The organism is Streptomyces sp. YIM 121038 (assembly GCF_006088715.1).
Lineage (GTDB): Bacteria > Actinomycetota > Actinomycetes > Streptomycetales > Streptomycetaceae > Streptomyces.
The window spans coordinates 5,924,576-5,941,726 of record NZ_CP030771.1; the positions used below are offsets into that span (position 1 = coordinate 5,924,576).

At 74.1% G+C, this 17,151-nt stretch carries 14 protein-coding genes and 1 riboswitch; of the genes, 8 read left to right on the forward strand and 6 right to left on the reverse strand.

The annotated features are described in order from the left end of the window. Positions 1–96: 96 nt before the first annotated feature. Both C9F11_RS25455 and C9F11_RS25460 read right to left on the reverse strand, forming a co-directional pair. Complete coding sequence (locus C9F11_RS25455) at positions 97–804, reverse strand: NAD(P)H oxidoreductase (protein ID WP_138961422.1); 708 nt, start codon at positions 802–804, stop codon at positions 97–99. Then, positions 804–1,823 (reverse strand): NADP-dependent oxidoreductase, encoded by a 1,020-nt coding sequence (locus tag C9F11_RS25460; protein ID WP_138961423.1) that lies wholly within the window; start codon positions 1,821–1,823, stop codon positions 804–806. The genes C9F11_RS25455 and C9F11_RS25460 overlap by 1 nt, the downstream gene beginning before the upstream one ends. Before the next feature lie 290 nt (positions 1,824–2,113). On the opposite strand from C9F11_RS25460, the gene C9F11_RS48800 reads away from it, so the two are divergent. Beyond that, positions 2,114–5,650 (forward strand): BTAD domain-containing putative transcriptional regulator, encoded by a 3,537-nt coding sequence (locus C9F11_RS48800; RefSeq protein WP_249401885.1) that lies wholly within the window; start codon positions 2,114–2,116, stop codon positions 5,648–5,650. Here C9F11_RS48800 and rocD read toward each other — a convergent pair. Beyond that, positions 5,647–6,849: an ornithine--oxo-acid transaminase gene (gene rocD, locus C9F11_RS25470; RefSeq protein ID WP_138961424.1), complete on the reverse strand. Its 1,203-nt coding sequence runs from the start codon at positions 6,847–6,849 to the stop codon at positions 5,647–5,649. The genes C9F11_RS48800 and rocD overlap by 4 nt on opposite strands. Before the next feature lie 172 nt (positions 6,850–7,021). Continuing rightward, positions 7,022–7,112, forward strand: a riboswitch (ZMP/ZTP riboswitch). 42 nt (positions 7,113–7,154) lie between these two features. Here rocD and glyA point away from each other — a divergent pair. The 3 genes from glyA to C9F11_RS25490 all read left to right on the forward strand — a co-directional run bounded on the left by glyA (position 7,155) and on the right by C9F11_RS25490 (position 10,442). Further along, positions 7,155–8,447 (forward strand): serine hydroxymethyltransferase, encoded by a 1,293-nt coding sequence (gene glyA, locus C9F11_RS25475; RefSeq protein WP_138961425.1) that lies wholly within the window; start codon positions 7,155–7,157, stop codon positions 8,445–8,447. Positions 8,448–8,768: 321 nt separating this feature from the next. Continuing rightward, complete coding sequence (trpS, locus tag C9F11_RS25485; RefSeq protein WP_138961427.1) at positions 8,769–9,779, forward strand: tryptophan--tRNA ligase; 1,011 nt, start codon at positions 8,769–8,771, stop codon at positions 9,777–9,779. Between the two features lie 90 nt (positions 9,780–9,869). Continuing rightward, the gene (locus C9F11_RS25490) at positions 9,870–10,442 is read left to right on the forward strand and encodes a 2'-5' RNA ligase family protein (RefSeq protein WP_138961428.1); all 573 of its coding nucleotides are present in this window, start codon (positions 9,870–9,872) and stop codon (positions 10,440–10,442) included. Between the two features lie 73 nt (positions 10,443–10,515). On the opposite strand, the gene C9F11_RS25495 is transcribed toward C9F11_RS25490, so the two are convergent. After that, the gene (locus C9F11_RS25495; RefSeq protein WP_138961429.1) at positions 10,516–11,271 is read right to left on the reverse strand and encodes a decaprenylphospho-beta-D-erythro-pentofuranosid-2-ulose 2-reductase; all 756 of its coding nucleotides are present in this window, start codon (positions 11,269–11,271) and stop codon (positions 10,516–10,518) included. A 155-nt stretch (positions 11,272–11,426) separates the two neighbouring features. Beyond that, the gene (locus C9F11_RS25500) at positions 11,427–12,842 is read right to left on the reverse strand and encodes an FAD-binding oxidoreductase (protein WP_138961430.1); all 1,416 of its coding nucleotides are present in this window, start codon (positions 12,840–12,842) and stop codon (positions 11,427–11,429) included. A 143-nt stretch (positions 12,843–12,985) separates the two neighbouring features. Here C9F11_RS25500 and C9F11_RS25505 point away from each other — a divergent pair, with 143 nt between their 5' ends. From C9F11_RS25505 to C9F11_RS25520, 4 genes are read left to right on the forward strand one after another with little or no spacing between them, the layout of a single operon-like run. Further along, a complete protein-coding gene (locus C9F11_RS25505; RefSeq protein ID WP_138961431.1) occupies positions 12,986–13,522 on the forward strand; it encodes a phosphatase PAP2 family protein in 537 nt (178 codons plus the stop codon). After that, positions 13,515–14,462: a decaprenyl-phosphate phosphoribosyltransferase gene (locus tag C9F11_RS25510; protein ID WP_138961432.1), complete on the forward strand. Its 948-nt coding sequence runs from the start codon at positions 13,515–13,517 to the stop codon at positions 14,460–14,462. The genes C9F11_RS25505 and C9F11_RS25510 overlap by 8 nt, the downstream gene beginning before the upstream one ends. A 5-nt stretch (positions 14,463–14,467) precedes the next feature. After that, positions 14,468–14,956: a GtrA family protein gene (locus tag C9F11_RS25515; RefSeq protein WP_138961433.1), complete on the forward strand. Its 489-nt coding sequence runs from the start codon at positions 14,468–14,470 to the stop codon at positions 14,954–14,956. Further along, positions 14,944–15,876 (forward strand): YihY/virulence factor BrkB family protein, encoded by a 933-nt coding sequence (locus C9F11_RS25520; RefSeq protein WP_138961434.1) that lies wholly within the window; start codon positions 14,944–14,946, stop codon positions 15,874–15,876. Before C9F11_RS25515 ends, C9F11_RS25520 begins: the two co-directional genes overlap by 13 nt. Here C9F11_RS25520 and C9F11_RS25525 read toward each other — a convergent pair. Beyond that, positions 15,845–17,080, reverse strand: a complete 1,236-nt coding sequence (locus C9F11_RS25525; protein WP_346347344.1) for a D-alanyl-D-alanine carboxypeptidase — start codon at positions 17,078–17,080, stop codon at positions 15,845–15,847. The two genes, C9F11_RS25520 and C9F11_RS25525, sit on opposite strands and share 32 nt — an antisense overlap. Positions 17,081–17,151 lie beyond the last annotated feature (71 nt).

The window sequence follows — 17,151 nt, forward strand, 5'->3', positions numbered from 1 at the left end:
GCCGCCGCCTGCGGTGTTTCCCTCCCGCCTGCGTGATCCCATGGTCGAACCCTCACACTGGTGTGAAGGTCAAGGCGATCTCGGGTGTGACGCCCGTCACGCGTTGCGGGCGGTGGGCTTCCGGGCCGGGAAGAGCCCGTCCGGTTCCGCCGCGTCCTGCGGGAGGGGCTCGTCGGCTTCCGCCGGGGCTTTCGGGAGGATGCCGTCCGCTTCCGCCGGAACTTTCGGGAGGAGTTCGTCCAGCGCCGAGTCCAGGACCTCGAACGCGCCCGCTCCCGCCGTCAGCGAGTCGTACACGTACCGTACCGACGACCGCTCCGGCGTGATCCCGCAGTACTCGGAGATCCCCGTGCGCAGCACGTGCGTCACCGTCCCCTCCCAGCCCGCGTCCGCGAACGCCGCCCGCCCGTACGCCGTCAGGCCGAGCCACAGCATCCGCGTCCGCGCGAGCGGGCTCTCGCCCCGGCGCCGACCGTACGCGAAACCGTGGTTCCACACCCGGTCGATCCACCCCTTGAGCAGCGCCGGAAGGCCGAACCACCACACCGGGAAGACGACCACGATCGCGTCTGCTGCCGCCACTCGCCGCATATGGGCCCGCACTTCGGGCGAGTACGTCTTGCGCGGGTCGCCCCAGTCGGGCTCGTCCTCGGGCGTCATCCGGGGGTCGAAGCCCTCCGCCTCCAGATCGAGGAGGTCCACGGTGTGGCCCCCGGCGGTGAGGCGGTCCCGGGCGTGGCGGGCGAGCCCGGCGGTGAGCGAGCCGGCGCGCGGATGCCCGGTGACGACGAGCACCGCGGCCATCACTCGGCCCCGGCGGCGAGGCGGACCAGCATCTTGCCGGTGTTGGCGCCGCGCAGCACGCCGAGGAACGCCTCGGGCGCCCGCTCGATCCCGTCCGCGACGGTCCGCTCGGTCCGCAGCGACCCGTCCGCGAGCATCGCGGCCGCCTTCCCCACCCACTCCGGGAACAGGTCGAAGTGGCTGGTCACGAGCATGCCGCGGAGGGACGCCTCCTGCTTCGCGGCCTGGAAGAGGTTGTTCGGGCCCGCCGCCGGGTCCGTGTCGTTGTACGTGCTGATCGCGCCGACCATCGCGATGCGGCCCTCCCTGCGGATGGCCCCGATCGCGGCCTGGAGGTGGTCGCCGCCCACGTTGTCGACGTACACGTCGATGCCGTCCGGGGCGGCCTCGGCCAGCTGCTCGGGCAGCCCGCCCTGCCGGTAGTCGATCGCGGCGTCGAACCCGAAGGTGTCCAGGAGCTTCTTCGTCTTCTCCGGCCCGCCCGCCGAACCGATCACCCGGGACGCGCCGAGCGCCCGGGCCACCTGGCCCGCCACGCTGCCCACCGCCCCGGCGGCGGCCGACACGAACACGACGTCGCCCTCGTGTACCGGGGCGGTGCGCGTCAGCGCCGCGTACGCCGTCAGGCCGGTCGCGCCCAGCGCCCCCAGGTACGCCGACGGCGGGGCGAGCGCGGTGTCGACCACCGTCGCGGCGGCCGCGTCGACGAGGGCGTACTCCCGCCAGCCGGCGAAGTGCGTGACCGTCGCGCCGACCGGGACGTCCGGCGACCCCGACGCCACGACCTCACCGACCGCGCTCCCCTCCAGCGGGGCGCCGAGCTCGAACGGCGGGATGTACGACGGCTCGTCGTCCATCCGGCCGCGCATGTACGGGTCCACGGACATCCACAGGTTCCGGACAAGCAGTTGGCCCTCCGGGGCGGTGTCGGGGAGTTCGGTGGTGGCGAGGGCGAAGTCGGTGGCGCGGGGGGTGCCCTGCGGGCGGGCGGCGAGACGGATTTCCTTGGACGTGGGCATGGCGGGCTCCTTCGGTGGAGGCGGGTGGGGTGTCCGGGGCGGCTGCCCTGTTCACGTGCCTCACCGTGCCTGCGGCCGCGCACGAACCACTGACGGCCCACGCACGGGCCTTTCCCCGGGGGCCTTCCCCGTGCGGCCGTCGGCCCGTACCGGAGAACACCCAGCCCGTCCGGCGTTTGAGGACGAGGCGCGGAGCGCCGATTTACGGGGGCCGGGGGGCGGAGCCCCTGGTTTCGGGAAGGGGCGGGTTTGGGGAGCCCCCCCCGGCAGGGCCCACGTACCGTGAGCGCATGCGATTCGAGGTGCTGGGGCCCCTGGCGGTGCGTACCGACGACGGCACCCTCATACCGGTGCCGGAACCGAAGGTACGGGCCCTCCTCGCCGCCCTGCTCGCCCGCACGGGGCACCCCGTCCCCGCGGACACCCTCGTAGAGGACCTGTGGGGCGCCGGGAAGCTCCCGGCCAACCCCGCCAACTCCCTCCAGACCAAGGTCTCCCAGCTCCGCCGGGCCATCGGCCGCGACACCGTGGCGTACGGCCCCGCGGGCTACCGGCTGAGCCTGGCCGGGGGCGCCACGGACGCGGCCCGCTTCGAGTCCCTGACGGCACGGGCGTACAGCACGGACACCGGCCCCCGCGGCCGGGCGGCACTCCTGACCGACGCCCTGGCCCTCTGGCGCGGCCCCGCCTACGCCGACTTCCGCGACGCGGACTTCGCCCGGGCCGCCGCCGCCCGCCTGGAGGAGCAGCGGCTCACCGCCCAGGAGACCCTGGCGGAGGCCCGCCTCGCGCTCGGCGAACACGCCCTGCTGGCCGACGACCTCGCCGATCCGGTGGCCAGGGAACCGCTGCGCGAACGGTTGCGCGCGGCCCACATGCGCGCCCTCTACCGCGCGGGCCGCCCGAGCGAGGCCCTGGCCGCGTACCAGGACCTGCGCACCCGCCTCGCCGACGACCTCGGCACCGACCCGGGGCCCGAACTCGCCGCCCTGTACGGGGCGATCCTGCGCCAGGACCCGGCCCTCGCGTCCCCGCCCACCGCCCCGGCCCCGGCCCCCACTCCGCCCGCCGCCCCGGCCCCCGTCGTGGCGCCCCCGCGCACCAACCTCCCCGCCCCCACCACGCACCTCGTGGGCCGCGCCGACGCCGTGGACCGCGTCCGCCAACTGGTGCGCCGCGACCGCCTGGTGACCCTCACCGGCCCCGGCGGCGTCGGCAAGACCCGCCTCGCCCTGGAGGCCGCCGCAGACCTCGTGGACGACTTCCCCGACGGCGTCTGGCTGGTCGAACTGGCCGGAACGACCGGGGACGGAGTCCTGGAGGCGGTCGCTGCGGCACTGGGAGTCCGCGAGGACAACGCCGCCCGCCGGGCGTTCGAGGGGGAGCCGGAAGGGCCGGACGCGGCCTCACTTTCAAAGGCGGACGCACGCGCGAGCGCGGCCTCGGCCCCGGGTTCGCACGCGGGCTCGGCCTCGGGCGCGGCCGCACACGCGGGCACGGGCTCGGGGCCGGGGCCGGGCGCAGGGCCGGCCCCGGGCAACCCCCGGCTGGCGCATCTCACCCGGGCCCTCGCCGCCCGCCACGCGCTGCTCATCCTCGACAACTGCGAGCACGTCCTCGACGCCGCCGCCGACCTCGTCGCCCACCTCCTGCGCCACGCCCCGCACCTCCGCACCCTCACCACCAGCCAGGAACCCCTCGCGCTCACCGGCGAAACCCTGGAGGCCGTCGCGCCCCTGGGGGAGGACGAGGCGGTGCGTCTGTTCGCCGAGCGGGCCGCGGCCACCGCCCCCGGCTTCGTCCTGGACGACGGCAACCGCGCGGCCGTCGCCCTCATCTGCCGCCGCCTCGACGGCATCCCCCTCGCCGTGGAACTCGCCGCGACCCGAGTCCGCGCCCTCGGCGTACACGCCCTCGCCGACCGTCTGCACGACCGCTTCCGCCTCCTCAACCAGGTACGCCGCGACGCCCCGGCCCGCCAGCGCACCCTGCGCGCGATGATCGACTGGAGCTGGGACCTGCTCTCCGCCCCGGAGCGCCGCGCCCTGCGCCAACTGGCCGTCTTCCGGGGCGGTTTCACCCTGGAGAGCGCGGAAGCCGTCCTGACCGGGACCGGGGCACGGCCCGGGCCCGAGCCGCGGGCCGCAGCCGCCCTGGAGGCCGCGCCCGAGCCGCAGACCTGGGGCGGCCTGACGGCCTGGGGTGGCCCGGAGGCCGGGGGTGCCCTGGGGGCCGGGGGCGACCCGGAGGTCGGGGGCGGCTTCGTGCTCGACCTCGTCGCCCGGCTCCTCGACCGCTCCCTGCTCGCGACCGCGGGCCCCGGCCCCGACGCCGGTGGCCCCGTCCGGCACCGTCTCCTCGAGTCCGTCGCCGCGTACAGCCTCGAACGTCTCGCCGAGGCGGGCGAGTCGAAGGACCTGGCCCTGCGCCACGCCCACCACTACGCCGACCTCGCCGAACGCGCCGCCCCGGCCCTGCACGGCCCCGACCAGCGGCACTGGCTGCGCCGCCTCGACGCCGAGACGGTCAATCTGCGCGCCGCCCTCGACCGGGCCGCCGCCGAGGCCGACACCGCGCTCGCGCTGCGCCTCGTCAACGCCCTGACCTGGTACTGGTATCTGCGCGGCCGTCTCACCGAGGCCATCCGCTCGCTCGCCGTCGCCCTGAGCCTGCCCGCCGGGCCCGGGGCCGCGCGGGCCTCCGCCGCCGCCGCGCGCGGCGCCTTCTCGCTCCTCGCGGGGGAGGACGCCTGCGCGCACGGCTCCAGCTGTGCCCACGGCACCGACGGCGCCGACGCCCGCTCCCGCTGGCTGCTCGCCCTCGCCCGCTGCGGCTTCGACCGCACTCCGGAGGAGGGACGGCGCGTCGACGCGCTGCTCACCGAGTTCCGCACTGCGGGCGACCGCTGGGGCGAGGCCGCCGCGCTCAGCACCCGCGCCACCCGCGCCCTGTACGCGGGCGACCTCGCGGTGCTGCGCCGCGACGCGACCCGCGCCGCCGACCTCTTCGCCCGACTCGGCGACCGCTGGGGGCAGTTGCAGTCCTCCGAGCAGCTCGGCGTGCTCGCCGAGATCACCGCCGACTACGACGAGGCCGCCCGGCTCCAGCACGAGGGCGCCCGCGGCGCCGAGGAACTCGAACTCTGGACCGAGGTTTCCTTCCGCCTCTCCCGGCTCGGCCGCCTCGCCCTGCTCACCGGTGACGACGCCCGCGCCACCGCCCACCACGAACGCGCCGCCCGGCTCGCCGCCCGCCAGTCCCACCGGCCCGCCCAGCAGTTCGCCGAGACCGGTCTCGCCCTCGGCGCCCGCCGCCGCGGCGACCTGGACACCGCCGAACGCCTCCTGCTGCCCTGGCTCGACTTCAACCGCCGCTTCGGCATCAGCTCCGGCGCCGCCCTGATCCTCGCCCAACTCGGCTACGCCGCCGAACAGCGCGGCGACGCCGCCCGCGCCGAGCACCTCCACCGCGAGGGCCTCGACGCCGCCCGCGCCACCGGCGACAACCGCGCCGTCGCCCTCGCCCTCGAAGGCCTCGCGGGCGCCCGCTCCCTCGCCGGCGCCCACCCGGAAGCCGCCGGGCTCCTCGGCCGGGCCGCCGCGCTCCGCGCCGCCGAGGGCACCCCGCTGCCGGAGGCCGAGCGCGCCGACGTCGACCGGGCCACGGCCCGCGGCCGCACCGCCCTCGGCACCGAGGCGTTCGACAGCGCCCTCCGCACCGCCTTCCGCACCGCCTGCGACAGCGCACGCGACCCCGCCCCCGACAGCGCCGCCGACGCGGCCCGCGCACGGGGGGCGGCGGAACCGCCCCCCGTCGCCTGCGGCTAGCCCAGCACCGCCCTGAGCTGGTCGAGCCCCCAGTCCAGGTCCTCCTTGCTGATCACCAGTGGGGGAGCGATCCGGATCGTCGAGCCGTGGGTGTCCTTCACCAGGACACCGCGTTCCATCAGCTTCTCGGAGATCTCCCGGCCCGTGCCGTGCGACGGGTCGATGTCGACACCCGCCCACAGGCCGCGCCCACGCACCTCCACCACCTTCCCGGAGCCCGCGAGCAGCCCCAGTTCCGCGTGCAGATGCTCGCCGAGCTCCGTCGCCCGCTGCTGGAACTCGCCCGTCTCCAGCATCGCGACGACCTCCAGACCCACCGCGCACGCCAGCGGATTGCCGCCGAACGTCGAGCCGTGCTCACCCGGCCGGAACACCCCGAGCACGTCCGCGTCCGCCACCACCGCCGACACCGGCACCACGCCGCCGCCCAGCGCCTTGCCCAGCAGATACACGTCCGGCACCACGTCCTCGTGCTCGCACGCGAACGTCCGCCCCGTGCGGCCGAGACCCGACTGGATCTCGTCCGCCACGAACAGCACCCCGCGCTCGCGCGTCAGCTCCCGCACCCCCGGGAGATAGCCGGGCGGCGGCACGAGCACGCCCGCCTCGCCCTGGACCGGCTCGATGAGCACCGCCACCGTGTCCTCGGTGACGGCGTCCCGCAGCGCCCCCAGATCACCGAACGGCACGATGTCGAAGCCCGGCGTGTACGGGCCGTAGTCCGCCCGGGCCTCGGGGTCCGTGGAGAAGCTGACGATCGTCGTCGTCCGGCCGTGGAAGTTGTTCGCCGCCACCACGATCCGGGCGCGGCCCCCGGGCACGCCCTTGACGCGGTAGCCCCACTTCCGCGCGGTCTTCACCGCCGTCTCCACGGCCTCCGCGCCCGTGTTCATCGGCAGCACCATCTCCTTGCCGCACAGCCGGGCGAGCCGGGCGCAGAACTCCGCGAAACGGTCGTGGTGGAACGCGCGTGACGTCAGTGTCACCCGCCCCAGCTGCTCCGTGGCGGCCTCGATGAGGCGCGGATTGCCGTGGCCGAAGTTGAGTGCCGAATAGCCGGCGAGCATGTCGAGGTACCGGCGGCCCTCGACGTCCGTCATCCACGCGCCCCGCGCCGACGCGACGACGACGGGCAGGGGGTGGTAGTTGTGCGCGCTGTGCGCTTCGGCCGAGGCGATGAGGTCTTCCGTAGCAGTCACGGGGTCTCCGTTTCTCACGTTCGCACGTCGTCGTGCGATTCCTACGGCTACTAACGGCGCAAGGAGGCTCTCGCGTTGTCGTAGGGGACAGAGCGGGTTCGTGGCCCAATACCTATCGTCGCTCGCTCCGAACGCGAACCCTGACACGGTGGCCTGACCGTTACGCTGGTTTCCACAGCGCGGCGACTGGCGCACAGGGAATCGACCCTGAGGAAGCCGCGCGAGGCAGAACCTTCGAGGTGCCGAACGCCTGGGCACCCCGGGACCACGACCGGACACCAACACCGCTCGCCCCGGAGGACGCCATGAGTCACCCTTCTCCTTCCCCTTCTCCCGCGTCGCAGCACCCCGCGCTCACCGCCGCCGACCCCGAGCTCGCCGCCCTCGTCACCGCCGAGGAACAGCTCCAGGCCGACACCCTGCGCCTCATCCCCAGCGAGAACTACGTCTCCGCCGCCGTCCTCGAAGCCTCCGGCACCGTGCTCCAGAACAAGTACAGCGAGGGCTATCCCGGCCGCCGCTACTACGAGGGCCAGCAGAACATCGACCAGGTCGAGCGCCTCGCCGTCGCCCGCGCCAAGGCCGTCTTCGCCGCCGAGCACGCCAACGTCCAGCCCTACTCCGGCTCCCCGGCCAACCTCGCCGTCTACCTCGCCTTCGCCGAGCCCGGCGACACCGTCATGGGCATGGCCCTGCCGATGGGCGGCCACCTCACCCACGGCTGGGGCGTCTCCGCCACCGGCCGCTGGTTCCGCGGGGTGCAGTACGGCGTCCGCGAGGACACCGGGCACATCGACCTCGACGCCGTCCGCGAACTCGCCCTCAAGGAACGGCCCAAGCTGATCTTCTGCGGCGGTACCGCGCTGCCCCGCACCATCGACTTCGCCGCCTTCGCCGAGATCGCCCGCGAGGCCGGGGCCGTGCTCGTCGCCGACATCGCGCACATCGCCGGGCTCGTCGCGGGCGGCGCCCACCCCTCGCCCGTCCCGTACGCCGACGTGGTCTCCACGACCACGCACAAGACGCTGCGCGGGCCGCGCGGGGCGATGCTGCTCGCCCGCGAGGAGCACGCCAAGGCCATCGACAAGGCCGTCTTCCCCGGGCTCCAGGGCGGGCCCCACAACCAGACCACCGCCGCGATCGCCGTCGCCCTGCACGAGGCCGCGCAGCCGTCCTTCCGCGACTACGCCCACGCCGTCGTCGCCAACGCCAAGGCCCTCGCCGAGGCGCTGCTCGCCCGTGGCTTCGACCTCGTCTCCGGCGGTACGGACAACCATCTGATCCTGATGGACCTCACCCCCAAGGACGTGCCGGGCAAGGTGGCGGCGAAGGCCCTCGACCGGGCCGGGATCGTCGTCAACTACAACACGGTGCCCTTCGACACCCGGAAGCCCTTCGACCCCTCCGGGGTGCGGATCGGGACCCCCTCCCTGACGTCCCGCGGGCTCGGCGTGGAGCACATGGCGGCCGTCGCGGAGTGGGTGGACCGAGGCGTTCAGGCGGCGCGGGCCGGGGACGAGGACGCGCTGGCGAAGATCCGCGGCGAGGTGGCCGAGCTGATGTCCGCGTTCCCCGCGCCGGGGCTGCCGACCGGCTGACGCCCGCCGGGTCAGTCCTCGACGAGCAGGATGCCGGCGTCGTCGAAGATCCGCAGCACGACCAGGAGCAGACGGCCGCGCGAGACCACGTACTCGGCCACGATCTGTGACGTGAGGCGGATCTCACGGTCCTGCTCGCCGGGGCCGACCGGCGCATGGCGCCCTCCTGCCCAGCCTGGTGCGGCCGCACGCAGCGTACCGAGAGGACCGGCCCGCCGCGTACCAGTTCCCGACCAACGGGCGGCACCTGAGAGAATGCTGGGCATGGCCTCTGAACGCCCGCCCGTCACCCACCACCACCCTCAGGGGAATGGCTCCGCCATGCACCATCGTCCGCGTGTGCTCTCCGGGATCCAGCCCACCGCAGGCTCGTTCCACCTCGGGAACTACCTGGGCGCGGTCCGCCAGTGGGTGGCCCTCCAGGAGTCCCACGACGCGTTCTACATGGTCGTGGACCTGCACGCGATCACGGTCCCGCAGGACCCGGCCGAGCTGCGCGCGAACACCCGGCTCGCCGCCGCCCAGCTGCTCGCCGCCGGTCTCGACCCGGAGCGCTGCACCCTGTTCGTGCAGAGCCACGTGCCCGAGCACGCCCAGCTCGCCTGGGTCATGAACTGTCTGACGGGCTTCGGCGAGGCCTCCCGCATGACGCAGTTCAAGGACAAGTCGGCCAGGCAGGGCGCGGACCGGGCCTCCGTCGGCCTGTTCACGTACCCGGTCCTCCAGGTCGCGGACATCCTGCTCTACCAGGCCCACGAGGTCCCGGTCGGCGAGGACCAGCGCCAGCACATCGAGCTCACCCGCGACCTGGCCGAGCGCTTCAACGGCCGCTTCGGCGCGACCTTCACGGTCCCCAAGCCGTACATCCTCAAGGAGACGGCGAAGATCTACGACCTGCAGGACCCGACGATCAAGATGAGCAAGTCGGCGTCCACCCCGAAGGGCCTGATCAACCTCCTCGACGAGCCGAAGGCCACCGCGAAGAAGGTCAAGAGCGCGGTCACCGACACCGACACGGTGATCAGGTACGACACGGAGCAGAAGCCGGGCGTCAGCAACCTCCTCACCATTTACTCCACGCTCACCGGTACCGGTATCCCGGAACTGGAGCAGAAGTACGCCGGCAAGGGCTACGGTGCGCTCAAGACCGACCTCGCCGAGGCCATGGTCGAGTTCGTCACCCCCTTCCGGGACCGGACCCAGGCGTTCCTGGACGACCCGGAGACGCTCGACTCGATCCTGGCCAAGGGAGCGGAGAAGGCGCGCGCCGTCGCGGCGGAGACCCTCGCCCAGGCGTACGACAAGGTGGGCTTCCTGCCCGCCAAGCACTGAGCTCCACCCGAGCACAGGCCGAGCAGCACGGCCGCCGTTCCACGGCACGGCGGCACCCCCCTGCCCACCACACGACGACAGGAGTACGACGTGGGGACCGTAACGATCGGTGTGTCGATCGCGGTCCCGGAGCCACACGGCAGCCTGCTCCAGGAGCTGCGTGCGGGCTTCGGTGACCCCGCCGCGCACGGCATCCCCACGCACGTCACGCTGCTGCCGCCCACCGAGGTGGCCGCCGCGGCGCTGCCCGCGGTGGAGCACCACCTCGTGTCGGTGGCGGCGGCGGGCAGGCCGTTCCCGATGCGGCTCTCCGGCACCGGCACGTTCCGGCCCCTCTCGCCCGTCGTCTTCGTCCAGGTCGTGGAGGGCGGCTCCGCCTGCTCCTGGCTCCAGGAGCGGGTCCGCGCCACGTCCGGGCCGCTCGCGCGCGAACTGCAGTTCCCGTACCACCCGCACGTCACCGTGGCGCACGGCATCGCCGAAGAGGCCATGGACCGGGCGTACGAGGAGCTCGCCGACTACGAGGCCCAGTGGCCGTGCACCGGCTTCGCGCTGTACGAGCAGGGGGCCGACGGGGTGTGGCGCAAGCTGCGCGAGTTCACCTTCGGCGGGTCCACGGTGCCGCCGCAGGCCGCGGCCCGGGACACCCTGCCCGCCCGCTGACCCGCCGCGCCCGCACCGGTCACCCCGGCCGCGTCGGCCGCACCGGTCACCCCGCTCGTACCGGCCGCACCGCTCACACCGGCAGGCGGCGGAACACCGGCCGCGGCACGTGCCGCAGGGCCGACATCACCAGGCGCAGCTTCCCGGGGACCCACACCGTCTCCGCGCGGCGGCGCAGGCCCGCCTCGATGGCCACGGCCACGGCCTGCGGCGTCGTCGCGAGGGGGGCCTCCGCCAGGCCCGCCGTCATCCTCGACCGCACGAAGCCGGGGCGCACGACCATCACGTGCACGCCGGTGCCGTGCAACGCGTCACCCAGGCCCTGGGCGAAGGCGTCGAGGCCCGCCTTGCTGGAGCCGTAGATGAAGTTCGAGCGGCGGGCGCGTTCGGCCGCGACGGAGGAGAGCACGACGAGCGAGCCGTGGCCCTGGGCCTGGAGGGCGCGGGCGCAGACCAGGCCCGCGGAGACCGCGCCGGTGTAGTTCGTCTGGGCCACGCGGGTCGCGGCGACGGGGTCGGCCTCGTCGCGGGCCTGGTCGCCGAGCGTGCCGAAGGCCAGCAGGACCATGTCGATGTCGCCCTCCGCGAAGACCTTGCCGAGGGCGGTCTCGTGGGACTCGGGGTCCAGGGCGTCGAAGGGCACGGTCCTGGTGTCGGCGCCCCGGTCGCGCAGGGCCTGCGCGGAGCGCTCCAGGGCGGGCGACGGGCGGCCCGCCAGCCAGATGTCGCGGGTGCGGCGGGTCACCAGGCGGTGGGCCGTGGCCTGGGCGATCTCCGATGAGCCGCCCAGGACCAGGAGGGACTGGGGGGTGCCGAAGGCGTCTTTCATGGCTCTCCTTGAGTGGGGTGCGTGCGGGTGGGCCCTCGCGGGTGCGCCCCAGGCCCGCCCCTTCCCGATGCCAGGGGCTCCGCCCCTGGACCCCGTTATCGGCGCTTCGCGCCTCGTCCTCAATCGCCGGACGGGCTGAAAGATCCCCGGTACGGCTAGAGATCCAGGCGGCGGGACAGGTCCGAGCGGAAGACGTTGCCGGGGTCCAGCTCCGCGCGCAGCGCCCGGAAGGCGGGGAGCTGGGGGTACATCGCGGTCAGGACGTCGGGGCGCATGCGGGAGTCCTTGGCCAGGTAGACGCGGCCGCCCGCGGCGGCGACCTCCTCGTCCAGGCCGTCCAGGAGCCGGGCGAGGCCGGGCAGGTGCGCCGGGATGTCCAGGGCCAGGGTCCAGCCCGGCACGGGGAAGGAGAGCCAGCCGGGGTCGGCGTCGCCGAAGCGTTTGAGTACGGCGAGGAAGGACGGGCAGCGGTGCCGGGCGATGCGCCGCACGACGCGCCGCAGCGTCTCCTCCTGGCCGTGGCCGACGACGAACTGGTACTGGAGGAAGCCGCCCTTGCCGTACACGCGGTTCCAGTGGGGGACGCCGTCCAGGGGGTGGAAGAAGGACGAGACGCGCTGGATCTCGGCGGTGCGGGAGCGCGGCGCCTTGCGGTACCAGAGCTCGTTGAAGAGGCCGACGGTCGTGCGGTGCAGCAGGCCCTCGGGCAGGAAGGCGGGGGCGGCGGGAAGCCGCCGCGGCCGGAAGGCCAGCGGGTCCCTGCGGGCGCGCTCGGAAAGGGCGTCCAAGGGGGCGTGGTCGCCGCGCGTGAGGACGGCGCGGCCCGTCGCGGCGCCGCGCGCGAGGAGGTCGATCCACGCCACGGAGTAGCGGTAGCGGTGGTCGGTCGCGGTGAGGCGGGCCATCAAGTCGTCCAGGTCCGTGGCCCGTTCGGTGTCCACGGACATGAAGGAGGTCTCCACCGGCAGACAGCGCAGCTTCGCCTTGAGGATGACGCCGGTCAGGCCCATGCCGCCCGCCGTGGCGTTGAAGAGCTTGCTGCCCGGCTTCACCGCGCGGACCGTGCCGTCGGCCGTGAGCAGGTCGAAGGAGCGTACGTGGCGGGAGAACGAGCCCGAGACGTGGTGGTTCTTGCCGTGGATGTCGGCGCCGATCGCCCCGCCGACCGTGACGTAGCGGGTGCCGGGCGTCACCGGTACGAACCAGCCGAGCGGCAGCAGGACTTCCATCAGGTGGTGCAGCGAGACGCCCGCGTCGCACACGACGGTGCCCGTGTCGGCGTCGATGGTGTGCACCCGGTCCAGGCCCGTCATGTCGAGCACGGCGCCGCCCGCGTTCTGCGCGGCGTCCCCGTAGGCGCGGCCGAGCCCGCGCGCGATGCCGCCGCGCTCCCCGCAGGCGCGCAGCGCGGCCACGGCCTCCTCGCGGGAGCGCGGGCGCACCAGCCGGGCGGCCGTGGGAGCGGTGCGGCCCCAGCCGGACAGGGGCACGGCGAGCGCGGCAGCAGAGGCAGAGGCAGGGGAAGCGGAGGAAGCGGGCACGGCGGGCGCGGCGGCGGGCACGGCAGGCATGGCGCGACCGTATCGCCCGTATATGTTCCGCTTGCTCCCTATGAGGGAGTCTTCTCTCTAAATCGTCCTTAGTCTCACCGGAATGGGCGATTAAAAGAGTGTCACCCAACAATCCCGCAATTCGGGGGGTGTTGCCTGTCCGTATGGACGACATGGACCACCGGCTGCTCTCGGCCCTGCGCGCCCGCGGGAGCGATCCGCGCGTGGCGGCCGCCGCCCGCGCCCTGTCCCACAGCGGTGAGCACGGCGCGCTGTGGCTCGCCCTGGGTCTGACCGGGGCCGCGCTCGACCGCGGGCGGCGCCCCGCCTGGCTGCGCGCCACCGCGCTCACCGCCGCCGCGCACCTGGCCAGCATGGGGGTGAAGCGGCTCGTCCGGCGTCCACGGCCCGCGCACGTCACCCCGCTCGTACGGACCGCGGGGCGGCACTCCTTCCCCAGCTCGCACGCCACGTCGGCGGCCGCGGCCGCGGTGGCGTACGGCGCGCTGCGGCCCGCGGGCGCCCGGCTGCTCCCGCCGCTCGCCGCCGCGATGTGCGTCTCCCGGCTCGTCGTCGGCGTGCACTACCCGTCGGACGTGGCGGTGGGCGCGGCCCTCGGCGCGGCCACGGCGTACGCCGGCGCCCCCTGGCTGCGCGGGACCCGTGCCCCGCGCCCGATCGGAGGCCGTCACGATGGCTGACCGCACCACCGCCCTGCTCGTCCCGCCCCGCTCCCCGCAGGCCCCGAAGCCCGGCCCCGGAGGTCTGCCGCTCGGGCTCCTGAAGACCGCGCGGCCCCGCCAGTGGATCAAGAACGTCCTGGTCATCGCGGCCCCGGCGGCCGCGGGCGAGCTGTTCTCACGCCACGCCCTCAGCCAACTCGCCCTGGTCTTCGCCCTGTTCACGGCGGCCGCGGCCGCCGTCTACCTGATCAACGACGCCCGTGACGCCGACGCCGACCGCGCCCACCCCACCAAGTGCCGCAGACCCGTCGCGGCCGGGGCGGTCCCGGTGCCCGTCGCGTACGCCGCGGGCGGGGTGCTCGCCGTGGCCGCGCCGCTCGCGGCCGCCGCGCTGTGCACACCGCTCACGGCCTGTCTGCTCGCCGCGTACGTGGTGATGCAGCTCGCGTACTGCGTCAGCCTCAAGCACGTGCTCGTCGTCGACCTCGCCGTCGTCACCACCGGGTTCCTGATGCGGGCGATGATCGGCGGGGTCGCGCTCGGGATCCCGCTGTCGCGCTGGTTCCTGATCACGACCGGCTTCGGCGCGCTCTTCATGGTCTCCGCCAAGCGGTACTCCGAGGCCGTGCAGATGGCCGGCCGGGCGGGCGCCACCCGGGCGCTCCTCACCGAGTACACCACCGGCTACCTGCGGTTCGTCTGGCAGCTCGCGGCGGGCGTCGCCGTGCTCGCGTACTGCCTGTGGGCCATGGAGAGCGGCACCGCCGCGGGCACCGGCGTGCTGCCGTGGCGGCAGCTGTCCATGGTCGCCTTCATCCTCGCGATCCTGCGCTACGCCGTGTTCGCCGACCGGGGCACGGCGGGCGAGCCCGAGGACGTCGTCCTGCACGACCGCGCGCTCGCCCTGATCGGGCTCGGCTGGCTCGCCATGTACGGGCTCGCGGTCGCGGACTGGTGAGGAGCGTGCGCCCCGCGGCGCGCGAGCTGCTCGGCTTCGCCGCCGCCGGGCTCTGCGCGTACGCCGCCGACCTCGGTCTGTTCCTGTGGCTGCGCGGGCCCGCCGGAATCGACCCGCTGACCGCGAAGGCCCTGTCGTTCGTCGCCGGGTGCACGGTCGCGTACGCGGGCAACGCGCTCGGCACCTACCGCCGGGCCGACGGCGGGGCCTCGCGCCTGCGCCAGTACGCCGTCTTCTGCGCCGTCAACGTCGCGGGCGCCCTCGTCCAGCTCCTGTGCATCGCCGTCTCCCACTACGGCCTCGGATTGACCTCGCGCCGGGCGGACACGGTATCCGGTGCGGGAATCGGCATGGCACTGGCCACTGTCCTGCGGTTTTGGGGTACCCGGACGTTGGTATTCCGCTCACAGGCCGCACGGATCCCGCACGACACGGGGACCCCGCGGGCCGCACGAACCGCACCAGGAACGGGGCAGAGGACATGGACTGGCTGAAGAAGCTGCCCGGCATCGGGCCGTACGTCGACCGGCTGACGCGCACCCACGCGTGGCGCTCCTACGAACGGCTCGACGAGGTCCACTGGAGCAGGCTCGCCGCCGCCATGACCTTCATCAGCTTCGTCGCGCTCTTCCCGCTGATCACGGTGGCGGCGGCCATCGCCGCGGCCACCCTCTCCGCGCAGCAGACGCAGAAGATCGAGGACAAGATCTCCGAGCAGGTCCCCGGCATCTCCGACCAGCTCGACCTGGAGGCGCTCGTCGCCAACGCGGGCACCGTCGGCCTCGTCGCCGGCGCCCTGCTGCTGTTCACCGGCGTCGGCTGGGTCGGCTCGATAAGGGAGTGCCTGCGCGCGGTCTGGCTGCTCGACGACACCGACGAGAACCCGTTCCTGCGCAAGCTCAAGGACCTGGGCGTGCTCGCCGGGCTCGGCGGCGCCGGGCTCGCCTCGCTGATCGCCTCCGCCGTCGCCTCCACCGCCGTGGGCTGGACCGCCGAACAGCTCGGCGTCGACAAGGACGGCCCCGGCGGCGTCCTGCTCCAGCTCGCCGCCTTCGCCATCGCCGTCCTCGCCGACTTCCTGCTCCTGCTGTACGTCCTCACGCTGCTGCCCGGCGTCCAGCCGCCCCGGCGCGCGCTCATCGTCGCCGCCCTGCTCGGCGCGGCCGGGTTCGAGCTCCTGAAGCTGCTGCTCGGCGGCTATATGAAGGGCGTCGCCGCGAAGAGCATGTACGGCGCCTTCGGCGTGCCCGTCGCGCTGCTGCTGTGGATCAACTTCACCGCGAAGCTGCTCCTCTTCTGCGCCGCCTGGACGGCCGTGCCGAAGACGGAACGCACCGGGGAACGCGCGGCGGACAGCACGGCGCGCCGGGCCGAGGAGGCCGTCAGCCCCGGCGCAGCGGCCAGCGACGGTTGAGCAGGAACAGGCCGCCCGCGACCAGGGCGAGCACCCCGGCCGCGATGCCGAGCGCGACGCCCATGCCGCTGGACTGCTCGCCCGAGGCGTGCGCCACGTTCCTGGAGTTCGTGCCGCCGTCGCCCGGGGCGCCCTTGCCCGCGCCGGTGGAGGCGCCCTTCGGCGGGACCAGCTCGCCGACCGGCTTCACCTTGTCGTGTGCCGCGAAGCCCCAGTCGAGCAGCCGGGCCGTCTCCTTGTAGACGGCGTGCGGCTCGCCCGACGAGGGGTTCATGACGGTGACGAGGAGCACCTTGCCGTCGCGCTCGGCGACACCCGTGAAGGTGTTGCCCGCGTTGGTCGTCGAGCCGTTCTTGACGCCCGCGATGCCCTTGTACGCCTCGACGCCGTCGGCCCCGGTGAGCAGGCGGTTGGTGTTCTGGATGCCGAAGGACTCGCGCTTCGTCTTGCCCTTGTCCTTGCCCTTCTTCACCTTGACGGTCGCGCCGGGGAAGTCCGCGGTGGCCGTCGCGCAGTACTCGCGGAAGTCCTTCTTCTGCAGGCCGGAGCGGGCGAACAGGCTCAGGTCGTACGCGGACGACACCTGGCCCTTCTCGTCGTAGCCGTCCGGCGTGACGACGTGCGTGTCGAGGGCCTGGAGCTCCTCGGCGTGCTTCTGCATGTCGTTCACGGTCTGCGGCACGCCGCCGTTCATCGCGGACAGGACGTGCACCGCGTCGTTGCCGGAGCGCAGGAAGACGCCCAGCCACAGGTCGTGGACCGAGTACGTCTCGTTCTCCTTGATGCCGACCAGGCTGCTGCCCGCGCCGATGCCCTGCATGTCGGTCAGCGCGACCTTGTGCTTCTGGGTCTTCGGGAACTTCGGCAGCACGGTGTCCGCGAACAGCATCTTCAGGGTGCTCGCCGGGGCGAGGCGCCAGTGCGGGTTGTGCGCGGCGAGCACCTCGCCCGACTCCGCGTCCGAGACCATCCAGGAGCGGGCCGACAGGTCCTTGGGCAGCACCGGAGCGCCCGACTGGAGATCCACCTGGGTGCCCGGCTTGCCGAGGCGGGCACCGCCGACCGTGGACATCTGCGCGGGCGGCTTCGGCTGTTTGTCCTTGTCGCCGCCCGGCTTGCCGTCGGCGAGCGCGGGCGCGGCCGTCGACAGGGACAGCAGGGTCGCGGACGCGATGAGCAGGGCGGTCTTCTTCACAGCAGGCACGGACGAGAACGTACAGGGCGCGGCGGCACCCGTTTCCGCCGAGGTCCGCCCCGCCCGGCGGCCCCCACCCC

Coding starts and splice junctions, on each gene's coding strand:
- C9F11_RS48800 (WP_249401885.1), top strand. CDS start 2,114: ATGCGATTCGAGGTGCTGGGGCCCCTGGCGGTGCGTACCGACGACGGC.
- trpS (WP_138961427.1), top strand. CDS start 8,769: ATGCACCATCGTCCGCGTGTGCTCTCCGGGATCCAGCCCACCGCAGGC.
- C9F11_RS25505 (WP_138961431.1), top strand. CDS start 12,986: ATGGACGACATGGACCACCGGCTGCTCTCGGCCCTGCGCGCCCGCGGG.
- C9F11_RS25520 (WP_138961434.1), top strand. CDS start 14,944: ATGGACTGGCTGAAGAAGCTGCCCGGCATCGGGCCGTACGTCGACCGG.
- glyA (WP_138961425.1), top strand. CDS start 7,155: ATGAGTCACCCTTCTCCTTCCCCTTCTCCCGCGTCGCAGCACCCCGCG.
- C9F11_RS25495 (WP_138961429.1), bottom strand. CDS start 11,271: ATGAAAGACGCCTTCGGCACCCCCCAGTCCCTCCTGGTCCTGGGCGGC.
- C9F11_RS25455 (WP_138961422.1), bottom strand. CDS start 804: ATGGCCGCGGTGCTCGTCGTCACCGGGCATCCGCGCGCCGGCTCGCTC.
- C9F11_RS25510 (WP_138961432.1), top strand. CDS start 13,515: ATGGCTGACCGCACCACCGCCCTGCTCGTCCCGCCCCGCTCCCCGCAG.
- C9F11_RS25460 (WP_138961423.1), bottom strand. CDS start 1,823: ATGCCCACGTCCAAGGAAATCCGTCTCGCCGCCCGCCCGCAGGGCACC.
- C9F11_RS25500 (WP_138961430.1), bottom strand. CDS start 12,842: ATGCCTGCCGTGCCCGCCGCCGCGCCCGCCGTGCCCGCTTCCTCCGCT.